Below are 22,935 nucleotides of genomic sequence, written 5' to 3' on the forward strand. Positions count from 1 at the left end.
AATTTTCGGGGGAGCTTACACAATTAGAAAATATTGCATCTGCATTCGATCTTTTTGACATTGAATCTTATGAAGATGATGAGTTAGAAATCCTCTTCACCATTGAGTCTGAAATTGATGAGTTGGTTGAGATGAATTTCGATTTAATGAAGAATAAAATCGCAATTAGTGCTTTTTACAACCAAATCGATAATTCTACAAAATTTATTTTATCTGATTTAGAAGAAGATGATTGTCCTAAAAAGGTGAAAAAATATGCAAAAATCATTTTGGAAGAATTCCACAAAGCCAAAGAAAAAATTATAACCCGTTAATCAAAGCTTTACCCGAAATTAGATTATGTAGTGAATTTGATTGAAGTTATTGTTCATTCACCCTCGTAATTCGTAAATCAAAATTCTCTCACTTCCCTTTCTTCCCAACCCAATACAATCCGGTTCCGATTGCTACAAACATGGCGGTCATCCATACGGAGGTCAAGCTGACTTGGAACATCAGCCAGATACAGGCAAGTATGCCTAAAACAGGAATCAGCTTTCCTCCTTTTAAAATAAATCTGCCGGGTCCTTTGAATTTTGGTCTGAGGACTGGCACAGCCGCACAACTCATTCCAAATAGAAAGAGTCTTGCTAATACTGTCAAAGCTGCCAAGAAGGTAAAGGAACCCATAGCAGCTAAAGCAAAGGCAGAAATGCCAAAAAAGATCACTGAGTTTGAAGGAGTGAGGTATTTGCTATGAACCTGCCCAAACCAAGCGGGAAGTGAATTCTCTAGGGATAGGGCATAGGTCACCCGGGTTGCAGAAAACATGGAACTGATAAGGTTGGCTATCACGGAAGTTGCCACGCCTATCATCAAGATCACGGCTCCAATTTCTCCAAATAGGGCGGAAGAAGCATCTAATAGGGGAGTGGTGGAACTAGCCAAATCCGGAACAGCAGCTTGGGAAACCAATTGAATCAGCATATACAAAATGGCCACGATTCCTAAGCCTAAAAGTAATCCTAAAGGCATATCACGCTCTGGCCTTTTGGCTTCTCCCGCCGGCACTACAGCCCCTTCAAAGCCCACAAATGCATAGATCAGGAGTAATGTGGCCTTTCCTAAATCGGAACCTGCAGGTAGGGGAGAGTTGAATCTGGGAATCACATCTGCTCCAAGCATGGTAAAGCCTCCGAAGATTAAGCCTATCAGCACGGCGAATTTGATCACCGTGAATAGGGTCATGGTTCGGATAGACTCCAAGGAACCCAGTACATTGATCAGGCTTAAACCCAGGCAGGTTACCGCCAGAGAAATCAACCTTCCGCTTCCTTCCCCAGCTATAGGGAAAAAGTAGGCAATACTGTCTGTCAATAAAACTGTATTGGCGGCAAAGGAGATTAATCGGGCTAGGTAATACAACCATCCTCCCTGAAAACCCACGAACTTGCCGAAGGCCAGTGTTCCATATTTGATAGGTCCTCCGGTTCCTCTGAAATAGCTTCCCAACTCAGCAAAGCAGAGAATGATTGGAAGCATCAAAAGTGCACAGAAAGCATAAATCCAAACGCTGTATTCTCCTGCAAAAGCAGCTGCCCCGCTGGGAAGGCCAAAAATACCAGCTCCAATCAGGCCATTGACAACTAGCATCCATACACCCCAAAGTCCTAGGTTTCTCGGTAATTTTTCTTGGGTTTCTTCAGAGGAAGGGATTTGACTCACAAGTAAAGTTTTTGGTGAAAAACAGAATGGGGAAGATAAACAGAAAGTTGAAAGAATTAAATGCTTTTGGGATACTAGGCTTGTTACCGATTGGAAAAAGTTATTTCAGGTTTCTTAAAGCTCGCGGCGGCGTAGCGACGCAGCGGTTTTTATCTCCCGCAAAGTAAGTAGGCAGTGGCAGTAGGCAGTGTCGTCACCGCGAGGAACGAAGCGGTCTCAACAAGTCTGAATTAAGAATTATGAAGTCTTAAATATTGGCGTTTAAGAATTAATCTCCCGCAAAGAATTGAAGAAGTAAAGAAAGTCTGAAATTTGAAATGAGAAGTCTGAAAAGTAGGCTGTGATTACTCTCCCGCAAAGGATTGAAGAGGCGAAGAGTTTATGAAGCTATTTTTTCTATGCTTGCTATGGGGAAAAAATTTGCGTCAATTTTTGGACTAGTTAATAGTTATTAGGCTCTTTTTCCAGTTTGGGCTCAACTTATACCAAATCTATGTTTGCTACTGTGGCTATGTGGTTTTTAAAAATCTCTCGCGGTGACGCAAGGATTTTCTCCCACAAAGAATTGAAGAAGCAAAGAAAGTCTAAAAGATGAAATGAGAAGTATGAAAAGTAGGTGGTACCCAGTAATCAGTGTCGTCACCGCGAGGAACGAAGCGGTCTCACCAAGTCTGAATTATGAAGTTCGAAGTCTGAAATATTTGTGCTGTGATTAATCTCCCGCAATCAATTGAAGAAGCGAGGATGGTTTTGGAGTGGTTTGCGACAAGGGCTTCGACTCCCTGACTAGCCATCAGGCAGGCGCTCAGGCTGACATTGGCTTCGACTCTAAAAATCTGTGAAGGTCTGCTAATTTTTCTGCGTAGATCTGCAGGAAATAAAAGGGATAATATGCCTAAAAAAAGCCTCAAAAGTTCCTCTGCCCTTCGTAAATCGTAAATCAAAAATCTTAAATTTTAATCTCCGTGTTCTATGTGATGAAAATAATCAGTTGCGAAGAATAGAAAATAATCCTGTTAACCAGATTTCCTTCTTCTCTTGATAAACTTCTCCAACTCCACCGCATGAAATACAATCAAGCCCATTCCAAAACAAAATGCCAATTCCTCCAAAGTCAGCGCTTGGGTATGAAAAACACTATTAAAGAAAGGCAGATAAATCACTGCCAGCTGAATAAGCATGGTGGCAAACACGGATAAAAGGAGAGGGCTATTGCTTTTAAAGCCCTGTTCGTACAAAAAAGTCTGTTCACTTCTCACAGCAAGCACATGCCCTAACTGGGAAAATGCCAAAACCGTGAAAACCATGGTTTGCCAATGCCATCCATGCTCAATAGCCCAGAATTGGGAGAAAATAGTAACTCCAGCCATCAAGAGCCCAACCCAAATGATATGAACTCCAACCCCGTCTGCAAAGAGACTTTGACTGGGCGGGCGAGGAGGCCTTTTCATAATGTTTTTCTCTGCTCTTTCTCCCGCCAATGCCAACGCAGGCAGCCCATCTGTTACCAGATTGATCCATAAAATATGGATAGGTAAAAGCGGAATAGGCAATCCGAGTAGAGGAGCCACTACAATGGTCCAAATTTCCGCCCCATTACAGGTCATGATGTACTTTACAAACTTGCGGATATTGTCGAAAATTCTCCTTCCTTCACGAATTGCCCGGACGATGGTGGCAAAATTATCATCCAATAAAATCATATGAGCCGCCTCCTTACTAACATCTGTTCCGGTGATTCCCATGGCAACTCCAATCGTACTGCTTCGTAAAGATGGGGCATCGTTAACTCCGTCTCCTGTCATCGCTACATAATGTCCTCTTTTCTGTAAAGCTTTTACAATTCGAATTTTTTGATCGGGGGTCACGCGGGCATAAACCGAAATATGTTCCACTTCCTGCTCAAATTGCTCGTCGGATAATTGGGCAAATTCCTTTCCGGTCAGGATTTTCTGACCTGATTCTAAAATCCCCACTTCCTTGGCGATCGCTTTGGCTGTTTCTGGATGATCTCCGGTGATCATTACAGGATGAATTCCCGCAGTCTTACATTCCTGAATTGCCAATACAGCTTCTTCCCTTGGCGGATCTATCATTCCACAGATGCCAAAAAAGTCCAAATCCTTTTCCAGAGAATCGGCACTGATTTTTTCGGGTTTTTGATCTAAAATCTTTCCTGCAAAGGCCAAAACTCTTTGTCCATTGGCAGCCCATTCATTGCTTTTACTTAGAAATTCATCTTTATCAGCATTGGGAGTGCAGGCATCCAAGATGGACTCCATAGCTCCTTTGCAAAGCAAAATGATTTTGCCATTGGACTCATGAAGGGTACTCATTCTCTTTCTTTCCGAATCGAATGGGACTTCATCGAATCGGGGAAATAGTTTTTGGATAAACTGATAATCTTCTTCTCCCAAATTTCCTCTTACCCAATTGACCAAGGCCAACTCGGTAGCCTCGCCTTGCAAGTCTCCGTCTTCGTCGGGCTTGATATCATGATTCAAGGCCATGGCCAAATCTATATTGGAATAATTGCTGGTAATGGGGGCGATTTCTGCCGATGCTGTCTGCATGACAGTCATTTGATTTTTCGTCAAAGTGCCTGTTTTATCAGTGCAGATATAAGTGATCGAACCCAAGCTTTCCACAGCAGGAAGTTTTCGGATCAAGGCTTCTTTTTTTGCCAGCCTGGCTGCTCCCAAGGAAAGCGCTATAGTAATCAGGGCCGGCAATGCCTCTGGAATAGCTGCGACTGCCAAACTTACCGATAGCAGCAAAAGAGGGATAGGTTCCTCTCCCCGCAATATGCCGAAGCCAAAGATCAAAAGACAAATCAGCAAAACGAGGTAGGAAATGATTTTTCCAAAACGCTTCATCCTTTCTTGAAGCGGTGTTTTTGGTCTTTCCTCCTGAAGCAAATCTGCGATTTTACCCAATTGGGTTTGCATCCCGGTAGCTATCACCATGCCTATTCCTCTGCCATTGGTAACCAAGGTTCCCTTAAATAAGTGATTGGCACTTTCTACCTTCGGGCTTTCAATTATCTGATTTTTCAACCCTGATTTTTCTACCGGCACGGACTCCCCTGTCAAGGAGGCTTCGTCCATTTGTATGGAAAATCCTTCCAGCAATTGGATATCAGCTGGAATCATATTTCCTGCTTCCAATCTCACCAAATCCCCCGGAACCAATTCCTCAGACTTGACCTGAACATTCTTTCCATTTCTGATCAGGTTCGCCTGAACCTCACTCATTTTTTTGAGTGATTCCATAGCTTTTTCGGCTCTGTATTCCTGAACGAATCCCAAAATGGCATTGAGGATAATAATAACCAGGATAATGATGGTGTCAGTCCATTCACCAGCCACACCGGAAATCAAAGCTGCCACCATCAAAATGAGGATCATAAAGTCCTGAAACTGCTCCAAAAATAGTCTCCAGGCTGGTTTTCGCTTTTTTTCTTCCAAAAGATTGGGACCAAACTCAGCCCTTCTTTTTTCCACTTCCGCCTCACTCAGGCCTTTAGAGATAAAAGCTGAAATTTCCTGTGCTGATGAAGGAAAAAGTGACATGGGAAACTGGGTTAAACTCCTTTAAAATAAAAAAGTCTGAAGAGAATCTACCCCTCAGACTATTATTTGATTGAGCTTATTTTTAGAAACTGGCTTTAAGGGAAAGCTGGATATTTCGTCCCGGTCCTGAAATGCCGGAACTGAAAGGCCGATAGCGTTGATCCGTAATATTTTCAATTCCTGCATTCAAAATCAGGAAGTCAAAAATCGGATAGCTTGTTTTGAAATTCAGGGTATACCAGGAGGGAGCAAAGGTTTTTCCATCACTGTCTTTGGCATAAATTTCTCGCTTTGCACGCTCTTCTACGGGGAGCTCATCGAAGCTTTTTTCTCCCTGATAGCTTGCATAAAGTTGAACCTGAAGTTTGTTTTTTCTATAGGTCAATCTGCTGATTCCAAAGAGGGGAGCAGCATGTCGGGATGGGCTGATTGCACCATTGTCTAGTTCTTCTTCACCGCTTTGAATATTCAAATCCGATGAAAAGGAAAGGTGATCGTTCATTTTGATTTCCAGTCCAATTTGTAGCCCATATACTCTGGCCTGAGCTGCATTTTGGATCGCCTGTACCTTACTCAATTCACCTTGATAGATGATGCTGTCATTTCCTGCCAAAGTAAAATCCCTTCTAACCAAGGCATTATTAAGTAAAGTATAATAGCCTGTTACATCCAGTTTGGCGAAATCACTGAGTTTTTTGGCTACACCCAAATCCAAAGAATAGGCATATTCGGCCTCCAAATCAGGGTTGGGAACAGTGACAGCTCCGGGTTCAGAATCAAAAACCTTTCCTATATCATCCACATTGGGAGACCGAAAGGCCGTTCCAAAATTGCTGCTGATAACCCATGAATCATTGGGTCTATACACTCCTCCTATACTTCCTGTCAAAGCTCCATTGGAAAGATTGGCCTCTGTGAAAGGGAAGGGATAAAAGCTGGTATCGAATCTTGCATCCAAGCCAAACCAGTTATAGCGCAGTCCAGCCTGCAGATTAACTTGCTCATTCAATTTGTGCTCTTCATTGATATAAACTCCAAATGAACGCCAATCAGCTCTCGGATATCTAGAAGGGCCGGGGCTAGATTCCTGGCTGGTAATATTGATGATCATTCCATTGGAATAAACCTCATTCAGAACCCACTCAGCTCCATAAACCAAAGTATTATTGGCATCCAGGATTTTGGTAAAGTCGGTGTTGATGGAGAAGGCTGTCACCTTTTCATCCTGTGTTGTCCGAATCGGTTTATTCAAATCCCTGTCTATTCTGCTTTCTTCAAAATGTTGATGTGCCAGTCTGATACTTATTTGATCAAATGCTCCTCTTTGAGCAAAATGTGTGATGCTCAGATTATTCATCATCCAGATTTGAGGTCCATAATCCCATTCAGCATAGCGGGGAAGACCATTTCTGATTCGGTTATGTCTGTCATATCTTCCATAGGGAGAAGTTTCAGAATAATGAAAACCGTATTGAAAATCCCAGGCTTGTGAGGGTTTGAATCGAACCTTTTGCATCAGATTAAGCTGAGAATAGGCAGAAGGAATTTGCCTTAAACCTCCATCCTCCAGAGGGATTACCATATCCTCTTCATTGATTCTTTTGACATAAAAGGGTTTCAGGTAATCATCGGGCCCATTAGATCCCTGTCTCAGATGATCATAGTCCCAAGCACTGATACTCGTACTGATTGCCCATTTTTTCCAGCCAACATTCAAGTCCAGATGTCCTGTACTTTCATTATTTGCCGAGGAATATCGGGTGATTGCATTGCCGGAAATACTGGCATTTTCATCTAAGGAAAACTTTGGAGTAAGAGTATTGAAACTCATAACTCCACCTACTGCATCGCTACCATATATCACCGAACCCGGACCAAATAATACCTCTGCGTGCTCCATGGCAAATGGGTCAAGGTTGATCACATTTTGAATATTGCCTCCCCTGAAAATGGCTGTATTCATTCTGACTCCGTCCACCACATACAATAGGCGGTTGGTTGCAAATCCTCTGATCATAGGGCTTCCGCCTCCTTGTTGGCTTTTTTGGATATACACTTTTCCTGATACTCCCAGTAAATCTGCTGCAGTTTGAGGATTTTGGAATGCTATTTCATCGGGTGATATGGATATTATTTTGGTAGGTAAATTTTCAGAAGATCGGGACCATCTATTGCCGGAAATCACCACCTCGCTGAGATTGAGGTTGGAGTTTTCCAGTTGGATAATATCTCCCAAAGTGAGCAGTTCATCATAGCTTATCTTGATGGTTTGATGACCAAAACTGCTGATAGTAATTTTTGAAGCCCCTTTGAATGGGCTCAAGTTGACCTGACCTTTGGAGTTTGTCAATTCAAAGGCAGGAGGTATTTCACTACTCAAGGTAGCGTAACGGATGGGTTCGGATGTGGCTTTATCTACCAAAGTGACTGTTTGAGCCTTTAGTTGAAAGAAAAAGCAAAGCATGCCAAACCCAATCAATACTTGTTTCATAATTGAAGAATTGATACGAATGGATAGACCTTTCCCGGTTTATCGGAATAGGAGATTTTTAGTGGTATATCAATTCAAAAAGTCGGGAGGGGAAAAGGGATTGGAAAGTAAGGGCTGAGGAACAGCCTGAGGGGTAAAGTTTGAATATTGTCTATCTATTTCCTGCGAAAAGGGTTTGGGAATCAAAGAATGATTGGCTTGAAAGAATAGGGTGAAAACGGCCAATTGTTGTTCTTTTTTTTCAGTTCCTTCTTCTTCCCAGAGTTTGGAGAGTTGCTTTTTGATTTTGGTTTCTTCCTTATCCCTCCAAACTAGGTATTGAATCTGACCTCCATCTTCTTTTATTTCGAGTACATCATACATTTCGCCTTGGTATTCAAACTCCCGTTCATGTTCCCATTCCAATAGCGTTTGGGATTCCTCTCTCGTGAAGCTTAAGGTGAGAAGGTCAGACTTTTCCTCAGATTCTTCAAACCTGCTTTCAAAGGAGTTTTGAAGCTGGGTCTTTTGAAAATTCAGCCACAGCAAGCTCAATGTCAGAGGGCCTGAAATCACAAAAAGGAGCAATATGGAGCTGAGACGGATTTTCAAGATTTAAGGATGAGCTGCCAATTTTCTTGAAAATTTACAATAATTAAATAAGTATTATGCTTTGGGAGTATGGAAGTGATAAAGGGCCTTGGGGAAGGCTGAATTATGAAAGTGTGAAGTCTGAAAAGTAGGCAGTAAGCAGTGGTAGTAGGCAGATTCGGAAAGTCTGAAAGATAAAGTGAGAAGTCTAAAAAGTAAGCAGTGCCGTCACTGCGAACCCGCCACTCTTTATTTTAATGATGATTAACTCGGAATGTTTCTAAGAATACAATTAATGGAAAAGAATTGGATCGGGTGAAGCAGTCTTAATAAATCTAAAAGATGAAGTGAGAAGTCTAGAATGTCCCTATGCGATTTTATCTCCGGAAATGGATTTAAGAGCCAAAGTAATTATCAAATCGCACCGCTGGTGCTCATGGCTCATTTCATAACTTATTTTCTACAATAATATCGCACCGCTGGTGCTCCTGAGTAGCTGGATTTTTGAGAGCCTCGGAAAGGCGTTTTGATTGTAGTATCTGGCATGACGAGTAATTAAGAGCTTCGGAGAAGCGATTTGATATTTAATCTTCTTCCGCAAAGAATTCAAGAGGCAAAGAGTTTATGAAGTTTCGTTTTCAATGCGTGCTATGGGATAAAATTATGCTTCAATTCTAGGGCTAGTTAATTGTCATTAGTTATTGGGTTCTCGTCCCAGTTTGGTGCCCACTTTTGTCAAATCTATGTTTTCTATTGTGGCTATGTGGTTTTTAAAAAATTCTTATTGTGGAGCGGTAATTTTTTTTCCCGCAAAGGAAATAAGAAGCAAAGAGTTTATGAAGTTTCGTTTTCAATGCGTGCTATGGGATAAAATTATGCTTCAATTCTTGGACAAGTTAATTGTTAGTAGTTATTGGGTTTTCGTCCCAGTTTGGTGCCCACTTTTGTCATATCTATGTTTTCTATTGTGGCTATGTGGTTTTTAAAAATTCTTATGGTGGAGCGGTGATTTTTTCTCCCGCAAAGAATAGAAGAAGCAAAGATGATTTTGGAGTGGTTTGCAACAAAGGCTTCGACTCCCAGACTAGCCTTCAGGCATGCGCTCAGCCTGACATTGGTTTTGACCCTGAAAATCTGTGAAAAACTTGCCTAACGGCAGTCAGGTCTGCGAATTTTTCTGCGTAGATCTGCGGGAAATAAAAGCGAATATATGTCTAAACAAAGGCTGAGAAGTTCTTCTGCCCTTCGTACCCCGATATTCATCGGGGCGTAAATCAAAAATCTTAATCCCTAAGTCTCACTGTGTATTCCTCCGTGTTCTCTGTGGTAAAAAAAAAAACTACTCTCCCTTAATCAAACTCAAAAAACTCCCATTTCTCAATTCATAATCCACCCCTGAAACAGGATTGGTAAAGCCCTTCAGTTCTAATCTGATTTCCTGTTCAATTCTTCCCAAATCCCTGTAATAATTCAACCAAAAAGAAGAAGAGGAATTAAGACCATGAACCTTACACCAATTGAAATACCCTCTGCTATCGGTAAATAACTCAAGGTTGTATAGGACTAAAAAAAGGCAAAGAGGTTGATTTTTTTCATCAAAATCTCCACGCTCATCTTCCAAATAAAGCGTCCAGTATTTTTGCTTGATTTTTAGCTCCACCTCCAACATCAAATCTTTGAAAACGCCTCCATCTCTCACAAAAATTGTATGAGAACGAATCAAATCATTAAAAGCCGTCAGAGGTGTTTGGTCCATATATTTTAATCGGATATTCCTAATGCTAAGTTGATAAAATTCCAGATTATTTCTTGTAAACGTTTCCATTTGAAGAATATTTATTGGCAATTGCTCTATTTATCCTTAAAATGAGTTAAAAATTGAGTGATTCGCTCGATTTGACTCTAAACCCAAAATTTCCTTGCCTGATGGTTTTTAAGCTCCGTCACCTGTTGATAGTTTTCAGTCTTGCAGTTGCATCTTGTACTGAGCAAAAGCCTTTGGAAGAAAGCCAAGACAGTCCCGTTCGGTCTCCTCAGGAGGAATTGGCAACTTTTCAGATTGAGGAAGGATTTGAAGTACAGTTAGTGGCTTCCGAACCTCTGGTAGAAAGCCCGGTGATCATCCAATTTGATGAAGACGGCAGACTTTGGGTGGTGGAAATGCGGGGCTATATGAGTGATATAGAAGGTTCGGAGGAAAGCCTGCCTGTTGGAAGAATTGCCATATTGGAGGACTTTGATGGAGATGGAGTGATGGATCACAGAATTACCTATCTTGATAGCCTGATTATGCCGAGGGCTTTGGGTTTGGTTCGCAATGGAGCTTTAGTTGCTGAAAATAATGCACTCTGGATTACCAAGGATTTGGATGGAGATTGGAAAGCTGACACTAAAATATTATTGGATTCCACCTATGCCTCCAATGGAATTCCGGAGCATTCCGATAATGGCTTCGTGAGAAACCTGGACAATTGGTATTACAGTGCCAAATCCAGACTGCGCTATAAATTTCAAAAGGGATTTTGGATTCGGGATAGTACTGAGTTTCGCGGACAATGGGGTATTTCCCAAGACGATCAGGGAAGGTTAGTGTATAATTATAATTGGTCTCAGTTGCATGCCGATTTGGTGGCTCCCAATTCCATCACCAGAAATCCCAATCATCAACCTAGCACAGGCATAGATCATGGTTTGACTATTGACAGGAAGATTTTTCCCATCAGGTCAAATTTGGCGGTCAATCGGGGATATATTCCCGGAACTCTTGATTCTGCGGGGCGATTACTGGAGTTTACTTCTGCTTGCTCACCCACGGTGTATAGAGCTGATCTCTTCCCAGAGGAATATCGAGGAAATATTTTCGTCCTGGAAAATGCTGGGAATTTGGTCAAAAGGAATGTGGTTCGGGAAAAGGGAATGCTTTTAGAGGCTTTTGACCCAAATCCTGGTAAGGAATTTTTAGCCTCAACAGATGAACGCTTTCGTCCTGTATATGCCAGTGTTGGCCCCAGTGGAGGGTTGTATATAGCAGATATGTATCAGGGAATTGTACAGCATGGAAGCTATATGACTCCCTATTTGAAAGAACAAACCTTACTGAGAAAACTCGAAGCTCCTGGGCATATGGGCAGAATTTGGAGAATTGTTCCCAAAGGCTATCAATATCAAAAACCTCCTCAGCTTTCAAAATTGGCTCCAGACCAATTTCAGGTCTATTTGGCCAATTCCAATGGTTTTTACAGGGATCAAGCTCAACGGATAATGGTAGAAAGTGGAGATCTAAAAATTGCTAGGGATTTACAAAATCTGGACTTTTCGCTGGGAGGAAAATATGCTTCGATTCACGGCCTTTATACGCTGGAAGGCTTGGGTGCTTTAGATAGTAAGATCCTTTTCAATGCCTTAAATTCCAGCAGTCCTGAGGTTCAAATTCATGCATTAAGGTTATTGGAAGCCTTTCAAAATGAGCCTGGTGTGAAGCAGAACTTAAAAAAGTTTTACCAAGCCAATTCAGGAACCAAAAACCCAACTCTGGCTCTGCAGATGGCTCTTTCCTCCTTCGTATTTGAGTCAGAGGTTCAGTTTGAGGCCTTGAAGCAAATGGCAGAGCAATATGGATATGAAGCCTTAATGCGGGATGCCATTCTTAGCAGTTTGGAGAAGCGTGAAAGTGACTTTTTGAATTTCTTAACAGCAGACTGGAAAAACCCTAATCCGGAAAAGGAAATAGTATTGGAAATGCTCAGTGCTGCCATTATTCGCAATAAAGATAAAAATGAGATAACAGATCTGTTGATATTAATTGAAAAGAACCAAGATAACTGGAAAGCACAGGCGATCCTAGCGGGGATGGCTGTTCAGGCAGGAGATGTTGAAAATATTGGCTTGGTTTCTTTTTCCAGCCAACCTGCATTTTTCAAAGATCAGAAAATGGGTTTGGACCTTAGGCAGTTGGAAAAAATCAAGCTCTTATTTCGATGGCCAGGCCATCAGCCTGAAATCGGAGAAAATACCACCATGATTCTGGATGCAGAGTCTATGAAGCAATTTGCCTCAGGAAGACAAAAATACCTAAGCGCCTGCGCAGGTTGTCATGGAGGAAATGGAAAAGGAGTTAACCGAATGGGCCCACCTTTAGCGAATTCAGATTGGGTTTTGGGAGATGAAAGAAGGCTTTCTTTGATTTTGCTGCACGGGATAGAAGGGCCCATTGAGGTAACAGGGAAAGAGTATGATGCTCCGGAAATTCTACCTGTTATGCCTTCCCATTCTACCTTGGATGATGGAAGTATTGCGGCCATTTTAACCTACATCCGCAACGAATGGGGAAATCAGGCAGCACCCATTTCGGGTAGAACAGTGGGGAGAGTTCGTCATACCTCACAGGGAAGAGTTTATCCTTGGTCTGCCAATGAACTGAATGAGCACGTGAAAAACCTTCAAGAATAAACCCCTACCTTATGAAACCCACCCGACGAGAATTTATCAAAACAGCCAGTTTGGGCCTTTTGGCTACAGGTTTTTCTATGCCTGCTATTCCGGATTTCCTCGAGGAATATAAAATGGGAATTGTGGTTCATTCTTATGGTCATCGGTACGGATCCAAAGTTGGAAGTTCTCAATATCCCGGTTTTCAAAACACCTTGGATTTCATGAGGCATTGTCATGCAATTGGGGCAGGAGGGATACAGATAGGAGTGGGAACCTGGTTTGGTGAAATGGGGCAAAAAGTCAGGGATGCAAGGGAGGAATTGGGAATGTACTTGGAGGCAAGTATTGCCATGCCTGAAGGGGAAACAGATGTAGACAGGTTTGAAAATGAAGTACTATTGGCGAAAGAAGCTGGAGTAAAGGTGATTAGGACTGTTTGCTTGGGAGGCAGGCGCTATGAAAATTTTAAGAGTAGAGAAGAGTTTGAAGCCTTCAAGGTATATTCCATTCAAAGAATTCAATTGGCTGAAAAGGTGGTGCGAAAGCATCAGATGAAGTTGGCGATAGAAAACCATAAAGATTGGAAAGCAGCCGAATTGGTAGAAATCCTGCAAAATCTCAGTAGCGAGTGGGTGGGAGCGACAGTTGATTTTGGAAATAATATATCCTTACTGGAATATCCGGATGAGGTGATAGAAACTTTGGCTCCTTTCGCCTTTTCTACCCATGTGAAAGATATGGGAGTCCAAGAGTATGAGGAAGGCTTTTTACTTTCAGAAGTTCCTTTGGGAAAGGGGATAGTCAAACTGAAGAAAGGGATAGAGCTTTGCAAAAACTATCATCCTGATGTAAATATTTCACTGGAAATGATTACCAGAGACCCTTTGAAAATCCCTTGTTTTTCGGAGAATTACTGGCAAACCTTCGAATATCCTTCATCTAAAAAATTTAAGAGGTATCTTCAAATGATCGGTAAAGAAAGCTTTGATGGAAAACTTCCTTCAATCAGCAATCTAGGTGAAGAAGAAATCCTGGCCTTGGAAGAAAATAACGTGGTGGATTGCTTAAGGTATTATGGAAAGCTGAATTCTTAAAGTCTGAAAGCTAAAGTGAGAAAGCTGAAAAGTAGGCAATAGGCAGTAGGCAGTGTTGTCACCGCGAGGAACGAAGCGGTCTCATAAAGGATGAAATTTGAAGTGAGAAAGCTGAAAAGTAGGCAGTTGGCAGTGGCAGTGTCGTCACTGCGAACCCGATTTTTAAAAAGATTATTCAACTTAAATAAGACCATTATTAAAACCTTAAATTTAAATTATAACATAAAGCCGGGTGAAGCAGTCATATAAATTCTGAAAGCTAAAGTGAGAAAGCTGAAAAGTAGGCAGTTGGCAGTGGTGTTGTCACCGAGAGGAACGAAGCGGTCTCATAAAGGATGAAATAAAAGTGAGAAAGCTGAAAGGCGCTACGTTTAAGTGGATATTAGTAATGCGGTCACTAAGGATAATATTGGCCGCCCACCACTACGAGGGACTTTGAAAAAAACCATTTCTCAATTAACCAAATACACAATTACACAATTAACCAAAAATCAGTAACCAAATGACAAACTTCAAAAAACTTCCCGGAATTCAACTTTTTTCACTCAAAGGCAAAAGTGCCATAATTACTGGAGGCTCTAAGGGTCTTGGTTTTGCAATGGCTGCCGGATTGGCTTCCGCAGGAGCAAATGTGATGTTGGTTGCCAGAAATCAAGAGGAATGCGAACAGTCTGCCAAAGAAATCGCTGAGGAATATCAAGTTAAAGCCATAGGGTTTTCAGCCGATGTGACTCAGGGAGATCAGATGAATGCGATGGCTGCCAAAGCTTTGGAGTCTTTTGGATCTATTGATATTTTGATCAATTCAGCCGGAATCAATATTCGTGGAGCCATAGACGAACTGACAGAGGAAGATTTCAAGAAAGTCATGGATATCAATGTCAATGGGACTTGGTTGGCTTCTAAGGCAGTAATTTCTCAGATGAAAAATCAGAAAAAGGGATCCATAATTAATTTAGCGAGTACCCTGGGTTTGGTGGGGCTAGCCAACAGAACACCCTATACCGCCAGCAAGGGAGCTATTGTCAATATGACCAAAGCCTTGGGCTTGGAGTTGGCACCATGGAATATCAATGTCAATGCGATCTGTCCTGGACCATTCTTAACTGAAATGAATTTACCGATCGCTGATACAGAAGAAGGAAAGAAGTTTATCGTAGGTGCCACGGCATTGGCGAGATGGGGAGAACTGAAAGAAATTCAGGGAGCAGCCCTGTTCTTAGCTTCCGACGCCGCAACTTATATGGTAGGGTCTATGGTGACCGTTGACGGAGGCTGGACTGCAAGGTGATTTTGAAGGCTGGATTTGAAGTGTGAAGCGAGAGGCGAGACTCAATTACCCAATAACTAATAATCAAAAAAATATCTCCCCTAATTACTTCTACAAATCAATTTATTACAGCGGATACCGATTAACTTTGAAAAATGACTTAGCCTTGATTTTTAGGCGTTAAGAATTCTTTTCTTTCTTTAGGATGCTTATGATTTGATGCTCTAAATGGGGCACTATATCCTCTACTACAGCCCAAACAGCCCAAAGGTCAACTCCAATGTAATCGTGAATTAATTTATCTCGCATTCCGGCGATTTTTTTCCATTCGATATCAGGATACTTTGAACGGAAAGTTTTATCCAATTGCTTCGTGGCTTCACCGATAATTTCAAAGTTTCTAATTACAGCATCCTGAACAAGGGAATTATTTAAAAAATCATTCTCATTCAATCCCTTTGTGTATAAAATGATCTTTGAAATACATTCAGAAATATGCTCAAGATAAATTATCGGATCTTTATTCATATTAACCTGATTAAATCAGATTCGATGTATGACTTAAGAGATGAATTCAAGGATCGTCTAGTGACAAGATCAACTCTAACTCCAAGCATTTCTGAAAGTTCTTGCTCCAATCCAATTAGTTCTAAAAGATCAACTTTTGTTTCAAAGTCGATTAAAATATCTAGATCACTTTTTTCATTTTGCTCTCCTCTGGCATAAGAACCAAAAACCCCCACAAGTGTAGGTTTAACCTTTTGAGTAATTGATTTGATGATATTTATTTGCCTTGGAGTAATCACTCTATAAAGATAATTGATTTTTTAATTGAATTCTACCACCTAAATGGTAAACAAGCTACCCAAGAAAATTTGATTCCTTTGAATAGAAACAGAAATAAAGAAGGTAAAATGGAAAGTAAGGCCTCAGTTCAGGAATTACACTTTTAAAAAGCTTAAGGGGATTGGGTGTAAATGAACATACATCCTTAAAAAATGCGATTTAATGGAGCTTATTTCAATAATCATATCGAACGGATTTGAACGCTGAGCATTGAACTAAAAGGGAGAGGCGATATTCAATAACTTAATAATCAATAACTTTTCATTTTATCAACTCCTAAGTTATTCATGTTCTCTAATTAGCTCAGAAAATAAATTTTACATTTTAAACTAAAAACTTGTTAAACTGGCTTTTTGATATTTCTTTTGACGAAATTTTAGTTATGAAGAAGTCAAGTTTGAATTATTTTTTCACATTTTGTTTTATCCTTTTTTTCCAAAGTGGATTTGCTCAAACAAATTTTACAACTGGGGAGGTAGTGACACTATCAGGTGACAGAATATCAGGTGAAATTGATTATAGAATTTGGGAAAAGAATCCAAAGAAAATTGATTTTAGAAATTTTGGAAGTGATGAGATAATTGCGTTTTCACCGGAAGATATACGTGGTTTTTCTGTAGCTAATGAGGTTTATGTAAGTGCGCGGGTAGAATCTGAGGTCTTAAGCAATGGTGAATTGGATTTTAGCTCTAGAATCGAAACTGTTGTTGAAACTGTATTTCTTCAGGCATTAGTGAAGGGGGAGAAAAGCTTATTTTATCTTAAAAACACAAACTCAAAAGATAACTTTTACATCAAAGTAAATGATGAATATGTTCATCTGAAGTACAAAAAATTTAAAAAAGAGGAAACTGTTAACGGCGTAAATCGAGTTTTCGCTGTTGAAAATAAGGTTTTCCATACCCAATTGGAAAACTATTTAAAAGATTGTCCAACTATAATGAAGGACCTTGCTTTTGTTCGGTATAATTCACAAAGCTTAACTCGTCTATTTTTAGAATATGCGAAATGTAAAGGAGATAGACTGGATTTTTACAAGACAGTTGAAAAGGTGTTGACAAGATTTGAAATTCTTGCAGGGGTTTCTATGTCAAAATTAAATTTTGAAGCTCTGAATCGACCCAATTTGACGGATGTCGATTATGGATCTTCAACAAATCCCACTTTTGGAATTTCATTCGATTTGATATTTCCAAAGAATATGAAAAAGTGGTCTCTATCCAATGAATTGCTGTATGCGGAATATAGATTTTTTGGTAGTAATATCAATCAAAAGTCATTTAACCACATAGAGAGGTCTGAAACAACCTTTGAGATTAAACAGATAAAATTGAACTCTATGTTACAGCATAGTTTATTTTTCAATTCTGTTGAGTGGTTTGTCCACGGAGGCGCCTCCTTCGGTTTTATTATCGATGAAACAAAAAATGAATTCATCGAGACAGAGTTTTTTAATTCGTTTCGAAGCGAAAATAAAGTTCCTTTTGAAAGTGATCGCTTAGCAGAAATGAGTTTCTTGGTTGGGACAGGAATAAGAATTGGAAAAATCTCAGGAACTGTTAGATATGAAAATGGTAACGGAATGTCTGATGTACCATCAATATCCTCTAAAACCCATAAAATATTTTTCTTAATAGGCTATAGATTATAACCAGCTTTCTTAATTCTATTCAAATTATAGGGGGGAATAACATTGAAATGGATTTCAACCCTTTACTAAGATGTGAGAGGCGAGAGATAAGAAGTGAGAGACTAGAAACGAGACACGAGAAGCGAGAAGCGAGAAGCGAGAATCAATAACTCTATAACTCTATAACTCAATAACTCACCACCTCATCAGTTACTCAATTACTCCCAAATCACCCCACCACCAAACTGATCACATATATGATTCCTATGGCGGTAACTCCCATGATCAGGGTGCCCAAGCTATGGGACTGATTTCCCTGTTTGATAGTCATTCCTGAAAGTTGAGTCACTACCCAAAAACCGCTGTCATTGGCATGGGAAATAGCTATTGCTCCAGCTCCTACCGATAAGGCCGTCAGAACTTTCATGGTTTCAGAGTCCAAACCCAATGGCCCAAGCAAAGGGGCAATTATGGATGCTGTGGTAATCATGGCCACGGTAGTTGAACCTTGAGCAGTTTTCAAGGCAAAGGCAATCAAAAAGGGTAGAAAAATCCCCCAATTTGCATCCTGCATCCCTTCACTCACCAAAGCTCCAATCCCGGAGTTTTGCAGCATTTTTCCAAAAACTGCTCCTGCACCTGTTATGAAAATGACCGGGGCCGCTATCAGCAATGCCTCGCCAATCCATCCTGAAGTGGATAGCATTTTCTTATCTAACTTCTTGGGCAAGGCAAAAGACAAAATTGCGCCAATCAATAAGGCCAATACAGGGGAACCTATAAAAGTGATAATGGTGATATGTCTGCCTGTTCCCAATGGTTGTGTAGGATAACTTGCAATAGAGGCCAAAATGATCAACAATAAGGGGATCACTATAGGTAAAAATGACTTGAAAACTGAAGGAAAAAGCTTTCTATCCAGTTGCCCTTCTGCCTCTGCCAATTTAGGCTTAAGAGGGATTTTTGAGACAAATCGATTAACAAAAATATAACCTGGAATCAGGGTCAGCAGTGATACAATTATTCCCCAGAAGATCATTTGGCCCAGATCAGCTCCTAATATTCCAGCCGTTGCGATTGGACCGGGAGTAGGCGGTACCAAAGAGTGGCTACACATGGCACCGAGGGAAAGGGCGATCATGGTACCTGCATAGGAACGATTACTTTTAAGCGCCAAAGACTTGGCGATAGGATTCATCATGATAATGGTTGAATCCCCAAAAACAGGAATAGAGAGGACGTAGCCTCCCAGCATCATGGTCAGATTGACGGATTTTTTTCCGATCCAAGATAAAATCCGTTCTGCAATGACGATCGCACCTCCTGTTTTTTCCAGAAATGTACCCAAAATAACCCCGAACAATATCAGAAGGCCTACCGAACCCAGAACCCCGCCGAATCCTTCGGAGATGGATTTTAGGATCAAATCGGTACTCATTCCTGCCAATAATCCATAGATCAAAGCACCTCCGAAAAGCGCTAAAAATGGATGAATATCAAATTTGACTATAGCCAGTAGGATGATTGCTAATACTAGCAGGATTAAGAAAATACTCAGCATGATGGGTTTATGTCAAGGTAGAAAAGATGGTCTTTCGACCGATTTCCAAAGTGTAGGCTAAAAATTACCCAATTTTCCCTAATTAAAAAGGCTGAATAGCGAGATGGGTGAAATTTCCTTTTGATAGGGGAGTTGGATGCTGATTAGAGCAAGCTTATTTTATTTCTTTCTCCAGCATTTCCAAAATGATTTCCAGGTCTGCTAAAAGAGGTTGATAATGTAGCGTTTGGGTGGCTTCAGTAGAAAGGATGAACTGTAATAAAGAGTTCTCAAACTCCAATGATTCCAGAATTGGTAAGATGGAACTTCCCTGATTGGTAACAGGAATACCCATTTGCGATGAAACTCCTGACTGTTCTAGGATAGTTCGAAGGCTAAACTCATCACTTCGAAATAAATCCAATGCCTTTTCTCTTTGAGCAAGCAAATCTTTCTCCTGCTTGGCAATATCATCTAAGGTCGCCAGCCAGTTTGTCAGATTATGGCGAAGGTTTAGGTTAGAAAGCTCCCTTAAACTTCCACTGCTGATCATTTCCAGTAAAAGTGAATTATTTGGATTGAAAGAAATGTCTCGCGAATAAGTCTGGAAAAGCATAGATGAAAGTTGAGAGCTACTAACCTCCTTTTTGTCTATCTGTATCAAAATAGCTTTGGCCGTTATCAGGTTTTCCTGATTGATTTTCATCAATTCCAAAAGCTTAGCTTTGGAGGTGCTAAATTCATTTTTCAGACCAATTAAATAATTCTGTTCCTTGTTCTTGATGATTCGGTTTTGGTTGGCATTATTGATCGCCAAGGCTATCAGAATTCCTATGACAACCAATAGAATCTCACCCAGCGCATAGACTAAATAATTTTTCAGCCGATTTTCTTTCAGGAGTTTCTTTCTGATTTTTTTAAAAAGGTGGAGCATTATGTGTTTTTTGAAAGCAAGGATTTAGAAGCAGAAAAGGTGGTTTGCTCAAATTGTATTGATCTATGTAAAATAGGAAAGGATCATTTCTTAATATACTAGAAATGGTTTAAAGCTTCAATTTGAAACCTTGATAAAGTCCAATTATGAGAATGATATTTTGATGAATACTTGATAATCAGATTATAGATGCGGTCTTTTAGCTTGGACAGTACTTATGCAAGTGGAAGTTTGATATGGGTGAGTTTATTTTTTTGATACCTTATATGAAAGTGATAAATATGAGTAAAATCAGTCCTTTTGCGTAAATATTCAGTTCTCTGCTGAGAATGAATTTTTTAACTTATGCTTCAATAAAAAGTGCAAAGATTCATAGTTTTTATCTATCGAAATTTTATTTCCATAAGAAAAAAATAAGCTATCTTCGATTTCGAAAAACAGAATTTCAATTTTAAATCCAATTAATAACATGTCAGACAAAGATTTAAATCCTAATGGCCCAAGAAGTTATGATATGAATGAAGGAGGCGATATCAGCAAGTGCCCATTTCACAATGGTGAGATGAAGCAAGTGGCTGGTGGAGGTACTTCCAATCGTGACTGGTGGCCAAATCAGTTGAAGATGAATATCCTCAGACAGCATTCTTCCAAATCCAATCCAATGGATCCGGATTTTAACTATGCAGAAGAGTTTAAATCCTTGGATTTGAAAGAGGTAAAAGCGGATATTGAAAAAGCATTGACTACTTCTCAGGACTGGTGGCCGGCAGATTATGGGCACTATGGTCCATTCATTATCCGTATGGCTTGGCACAGTGCGGGTACTTATAGAGTTACCGATGGCCGTGGTGGTGGAGGAACGGGAACTCAGCGTTTTGCTCCCTTAAACAGCTGGCCTGATAATGCTAACTTAGACAAAGCACGTTTGTTGCTTTGGCCTGTAAAGCAGAAATATGGTAAAAAATTATCCTGGGCCGACTTAATGATTCTTGCCGGGAACGTGGCATTGGAATCCATGGGACTAAAAACTTTTGGTTTTGGAGGAGGTCGTGAGGACGTATGGGAGCCAGAAGAGGATGTATACTGGGGTTCTGAAACTGAGTGGTTGGGAGATAAGCGATATACTGGTGACAGAGAGCTTGAGAATCCACTTGGAGCGGTTCAAATGGGATTAATCTACGTGAACCCAGAAGGACCTAATGGAAAGCCAGATCCTGTTGCAGCTGCCAGAGATATTCGTGAGACTTTCGGCCGTATGGCAATGAATGATTATGAAACTGTTGCCCTGATTGCGGGAGGGCATACTTTTGGTAAAACTCACGGAGCTGCCGATCCGACCAAATATGTGGGAAGAGAGCCTGCGGGAGCTTCCATCGAAGAGATGAGTACTGGCTGGAAAAATACCTATGGAAAAGGTCACTCTGAGCATACCATTACTTCCGGCTTGGAAGGTGCTTGGACTACTACTCCGGCGCAATGGAGTCATGACTATTTCAAACATTTGTTTGAATATGAGTGGGAATTAGACAAAAGCCCGGCTGGTGCCCACCAGTGGAAACCAAAAAATGGTGCTGGAGCAGGAACTGTACCTGATGCACATAATCCAGAAGTGAAGCATGCTCCATTTATGCTGACCACTGATTTGGCTTTGAGAATGGATCCGGATTATGAAAAAGTATCCAGACATTTTTACGAAAACCCAGAGGAGTTTGCCGACGCATTCGCAAGAGCTTGGTTTAAGTTGACTCATAGAGATATGGGTCCAAAGTCACTTTACTTAGGGCCTGAAGTCCCTGCTGAAGATTTGATCTGGCAAGATCCTATTCCTGCTGTTGACTTTGAATTGGTAGATGAAAAAGATATTGCAGGTTTAAAAGCGAATATTCTTGCTTCAGGCTTGACAGTTTCTGAGTTGGTATCTACCGCTTGGGCTTCTGCCGCTACTTACCGTAATTCTGATAAAAGAGGAGGAGCCAATGGTGCTCATATCAGGTTGGAGCCTTGCAAAAACTGGGAAGTAAATAATCCTGCTCAGTTGGAGAAAGTCTTGGGAACTCTAGGCAGTATTCAGGAAGAATTCAATAGCACTGCAGGTGGAAATAAAAAAATCTCCATGGCTGACTTGATCGTTTTGGCAGGCTCCGCAGGTGTTGAAAAAGCTGCCAAAGATGCAGGGTTTGAATTGACAGTTCCGTTTACACCGGGTAGAAATGATGCTTCTCAGGAAGAAACTGAAGTTGATTCTTGGGCCTTCTTGGAGCCAAGAGCCGATGGATTCAGAAATTATATCAGCAAAATTTGTCCGGTAAAGGCAGAAGAAATGTTGATCGATAAAGCACAGTTGATGACCTTAACCGCCCCTGAGCTTACTGCTTTGGTAGGTGGAATGAGAGTAATGGGTGCAAACTGGGATGGATCCAAGCATGGGGTGTTTACTCAGACTCCAGGTAAACTGACTAATGATTTCTTTGTGAATTTATTGGATATGAATACTACTTGGAGAGCCACCAATGACACTAATAATGTTTTTGTAGGTTCTGATAGAAATACCGGTGAACCAAAATGGACTGGTACCCGTGCAGACTTGATTTTCGGTTCCAATTCAGAATTGAGAGCAATCGCTGAAGTGTATGGATGCGAGGACGGAAAAGAGAAGTTTGTAAAGGACTTTGTAAAGGCCTGGAATAAAGTAATGAATCTGGATCGATTTGATCTAGCCTAATTTGCTCAAACCTAATAAACCGAAAAGGTGGTCTGGAAACGGATCACCTTTTTTTGATTGAAAATTCTAAAATATGACCTCGGAATTTGTAATTCAAACAAGCAGATTTAGAAGAGATAAATGGCGTAGCC

At 40.7% G+C, this 22,935-nt stretch carries 16 protein-coding genes; 7 read left to right on the plus strand and 9 right to left on the minus strand.

Features of this window, described 5'->3' with window-relative positions; translation table 11 throughout:
• A partial coding sequence (locus B2906_RS04150; protein WP_286935682.1) for a hypothetical protein occupies positions 1 to 314 on the plus strand: 314 nt, incomplete at its 5' end.
• 88 nt (positions 315 to 402) lie between these two features.
• Here the strand turns inward: B2906_RS04150 and B2906_RS04155 are convergent.
• The 4 genes from B2906_RS04155 to B2906_RS04170 all read right to left on the minus strand — a co-directional run bounded on the left by B2906_RS04155 (position 403) and on the right by B2906_RS04170 (position 8,358).
• A complete protein-coding gene (locus B2906_RS04155; RefSeq protein WP_255590352.1) occupies positions 403 to 1,704 on the minus strand; it encodes an APC family permease in 1,302 nt (433 codons plus the stop codon).
• 1,016 nt (positions 1,705 to 2,720) lie between these two features.
• Complete coding sequence (locus tag B2906_RS04160) at positions 2,721 to 5,276, minus strand: calcium-translocating P-type ATPase, PMCA-type (RefSeq protein WP_219956462.1); 2,556 nt, start codon at positions 5,274 to 5,276, stop codon at positions 2,721 to 2,723.
• An 82-nt stretch (positions 5,277 to 5,358) separates the two neighbouring features.
• Positions 5,359 to 7,767 (minus strand): TonB-dependent receptor plug domain-containing protein, encoded by a 2,409-nt coding sequence (locus B2906_RS04165; protein WP_286935685.1) that lies wholly within the window; start codon positions 7,765 to 7,767, stop codon positions 5,359 to 5,361.
• Between the two features lie 69 nt (positions 7,768 to 7,836).
• The gene (locus tag B2906_RS04170) at positions 7,837 to 8,358 is read right to left on the minus strand and encodes a hypothetical protein (protein ID WP_219956460.1); all 522 of its coding nucleotides are present in this window, start codon (positions 8,356 to 8,358) and stop codon (positions 7,837 to 7,839) included.
• Between the two features lie 879 nt (positions 8,359 to 9,237).
• On the opposite strand from B2906_RS04170, the gene B2906_RS04175 reads away from it, so the two are divergent.
• On the plus strand, positions 9,238 to 9,477 hold the full coding sequence (locus tag B2906_RS04175) for a hypothetical protein (protein WP_286935687.1): 240 nt from the start codon (positions 9,238 to 9,240) through the stop codon (positions 9,475 to 9,477).
• Between the two features lie 199 nt (positions 9,478 to 9,676).
• Here B2906_RS04175 and B2906_RS04180 read toward each other — a convergent pair whose 3' ends face one another.
• Positions 9,677 to 10,162 (minus strand): hypothetical protein, encoded by a 486-nt coding sequence (locus B2906_RS04180; RefSeq protein WP_286935690.1) that lies wholly within the window; start codon positions 10,160 to 10,162, stop codon positions 9,677 to 9,679.
• Positions 10,163 to 10,263: 101 nt separating this feature from the next.
• Between B2906_RS04180 and B2906_RS04185 the strand changes: the two genes are divergently transcribed.
• The 3 genes from B2906_RS04185 to B2906_RS04195 all read left to right on the plus strand — a co-directional run bounded on the left by B2906_RS04185 (position 10,264) and on the right by B2906_RS04195 (position 15,153).
• Positions 10,264 to 12,786 (plus strand): DUF7133 domain-containing protein, encoded by a 2,523-nt coding sequence (locus tag B2906_RS04185; RefSeq protein ID WP_286935691.1) that lies wholly within the window; start codon positions 10,264 to 10,266, stop codon positions 12,784 to 12,786.
• An 11-nt stretch (positions 12,787 to 12,797) separates the two neighbouring features.
• On the plus strand, positions 12,798 to 13,862 hold the full coding sequence (locus B2906_RS04190) for a sugar phosphate isomerase/epimerase family protein (protein WP_219956456.1): 1,065 nt from the start codon (positions 12,798 to 12,800) through the stop codon (positions 13,860 to 13,862).
• A gap of 502 nt (positions 13,863 to 14,364) precedes the next feature.
• Positions 14,365 to 15,153, plus strand: coding sequence for an SDR family NAD(P)-dependent oxidoreductase (locus B2906_RS04195; protein WP_219956455.1), 789 nt, complete (start codon positions 14,365 to 14,367; stop codon positions 15,151 to 15,153).
• 159 nt (positions 15,154 to 15,312) lie between these two features.
• Here the strand turns inward: B2906_RS04195 and B2906_RS04200 are convergent, their stop codons facing one another.
• Entirely contained in the window at positions 15,313 to 15,660 is a 348-nt protein-coding gene (locus tag B2906_RS04200) for a DUF86 domain-containing protein (protein ID WP_219956454.1), read from the minus strand.
• Positions 15,657 to 15,938, minus strand: a complete 282-nt coding sequence (locus tag B2906_RS18970; RefSeq protein WP_219956453.1) for a nucleotidyltransferase family protein — start codon at positions 15,936 to 15,938, stop codon at positions 15,657 to 15,659. Before B2906_RS18970 ends, B2906_RS04200 begins: the two co-directional genes overlap by 4 nt.
• Positions 15,939 to 16,360: 422 nt before the next feature.
• On the opposite strand from B2906_RS18970, the gene B2906_RS04205 reads away from it, so the two are divergent.
• Positions 16,361 to 17,629, plus strand: a complete 1,269-nt coding sequence (locus tag B2906_RS04205) for a hypothetical protein (RefSeq protein ID WP_219956452.1) — start codon at positions 16,361 to 16,363, stop codon at positions 17,627 to 17,629.
• A gap of 208 nt (positions 17,630 to 17,837) precedes the next feature.
• Here the strand turns inward: B2906_RS04205 and B2906_RS04210 are convergent, their stop codons facing one another.
• Together B2906_RS04210 and B2906_RS04215 are read right to left on the minus strand one after the other, a co-directional pair.
• Positions 17,838 to 19,169, minus strand: a complete 1,332-nt coding sequence (locus B2906_RS04210) for a GntP family permease (RefSeq protein WP_219956451.1) — start codon at positions 19,167 to 19,169, stop codon at positions 17,838 to 17,840.
• A gap of 154 nt (positions 19,170 to 19,323) precedes the next feature.
• The gene (locus B2906_RS04215; protein ID WP_219956450.1) at positions 19,324 to 20,082 is read right to left on the minus strand and encodes a DUF6090 family protein; all 759 of its coding nucleotides are present in this window, start codon (positions 20,080 to 20,082) and stop codon (positions 19,324 to 19,326) included.
• A 469-nt stretch (positions 20,083 to 20,551) separates the two neighbouring features.
• Here B2906_RS04215 and katG point away from each other — a divergent pair, with 469 nt between their 5' ends.
• Positions 20,552 to 22,804, plus strand: a complete 2,253-nt coding sequence (katG, locus tag B2906_RS04220; RefSeq protein ID WP_219956449.1) for a catalase/peroxidase HPI — start codon at positions 20,552 to 20,554, stop codon at positions 22,802 to 22,804.
• The last annotated feature ends 131 nt before the right edge of the window (positions 22,805 to 22,935 follow it).

Source organism: Algoriphagus sp. UBA3586 (genome assembly GCF_002376385.1).
GTDB lineage: Bacteria > Bacteroidota > Bacteroidia > Cytophagales > Cyclobacteriaceae > Algoriphagus > Algoriphagus ornithinivorans.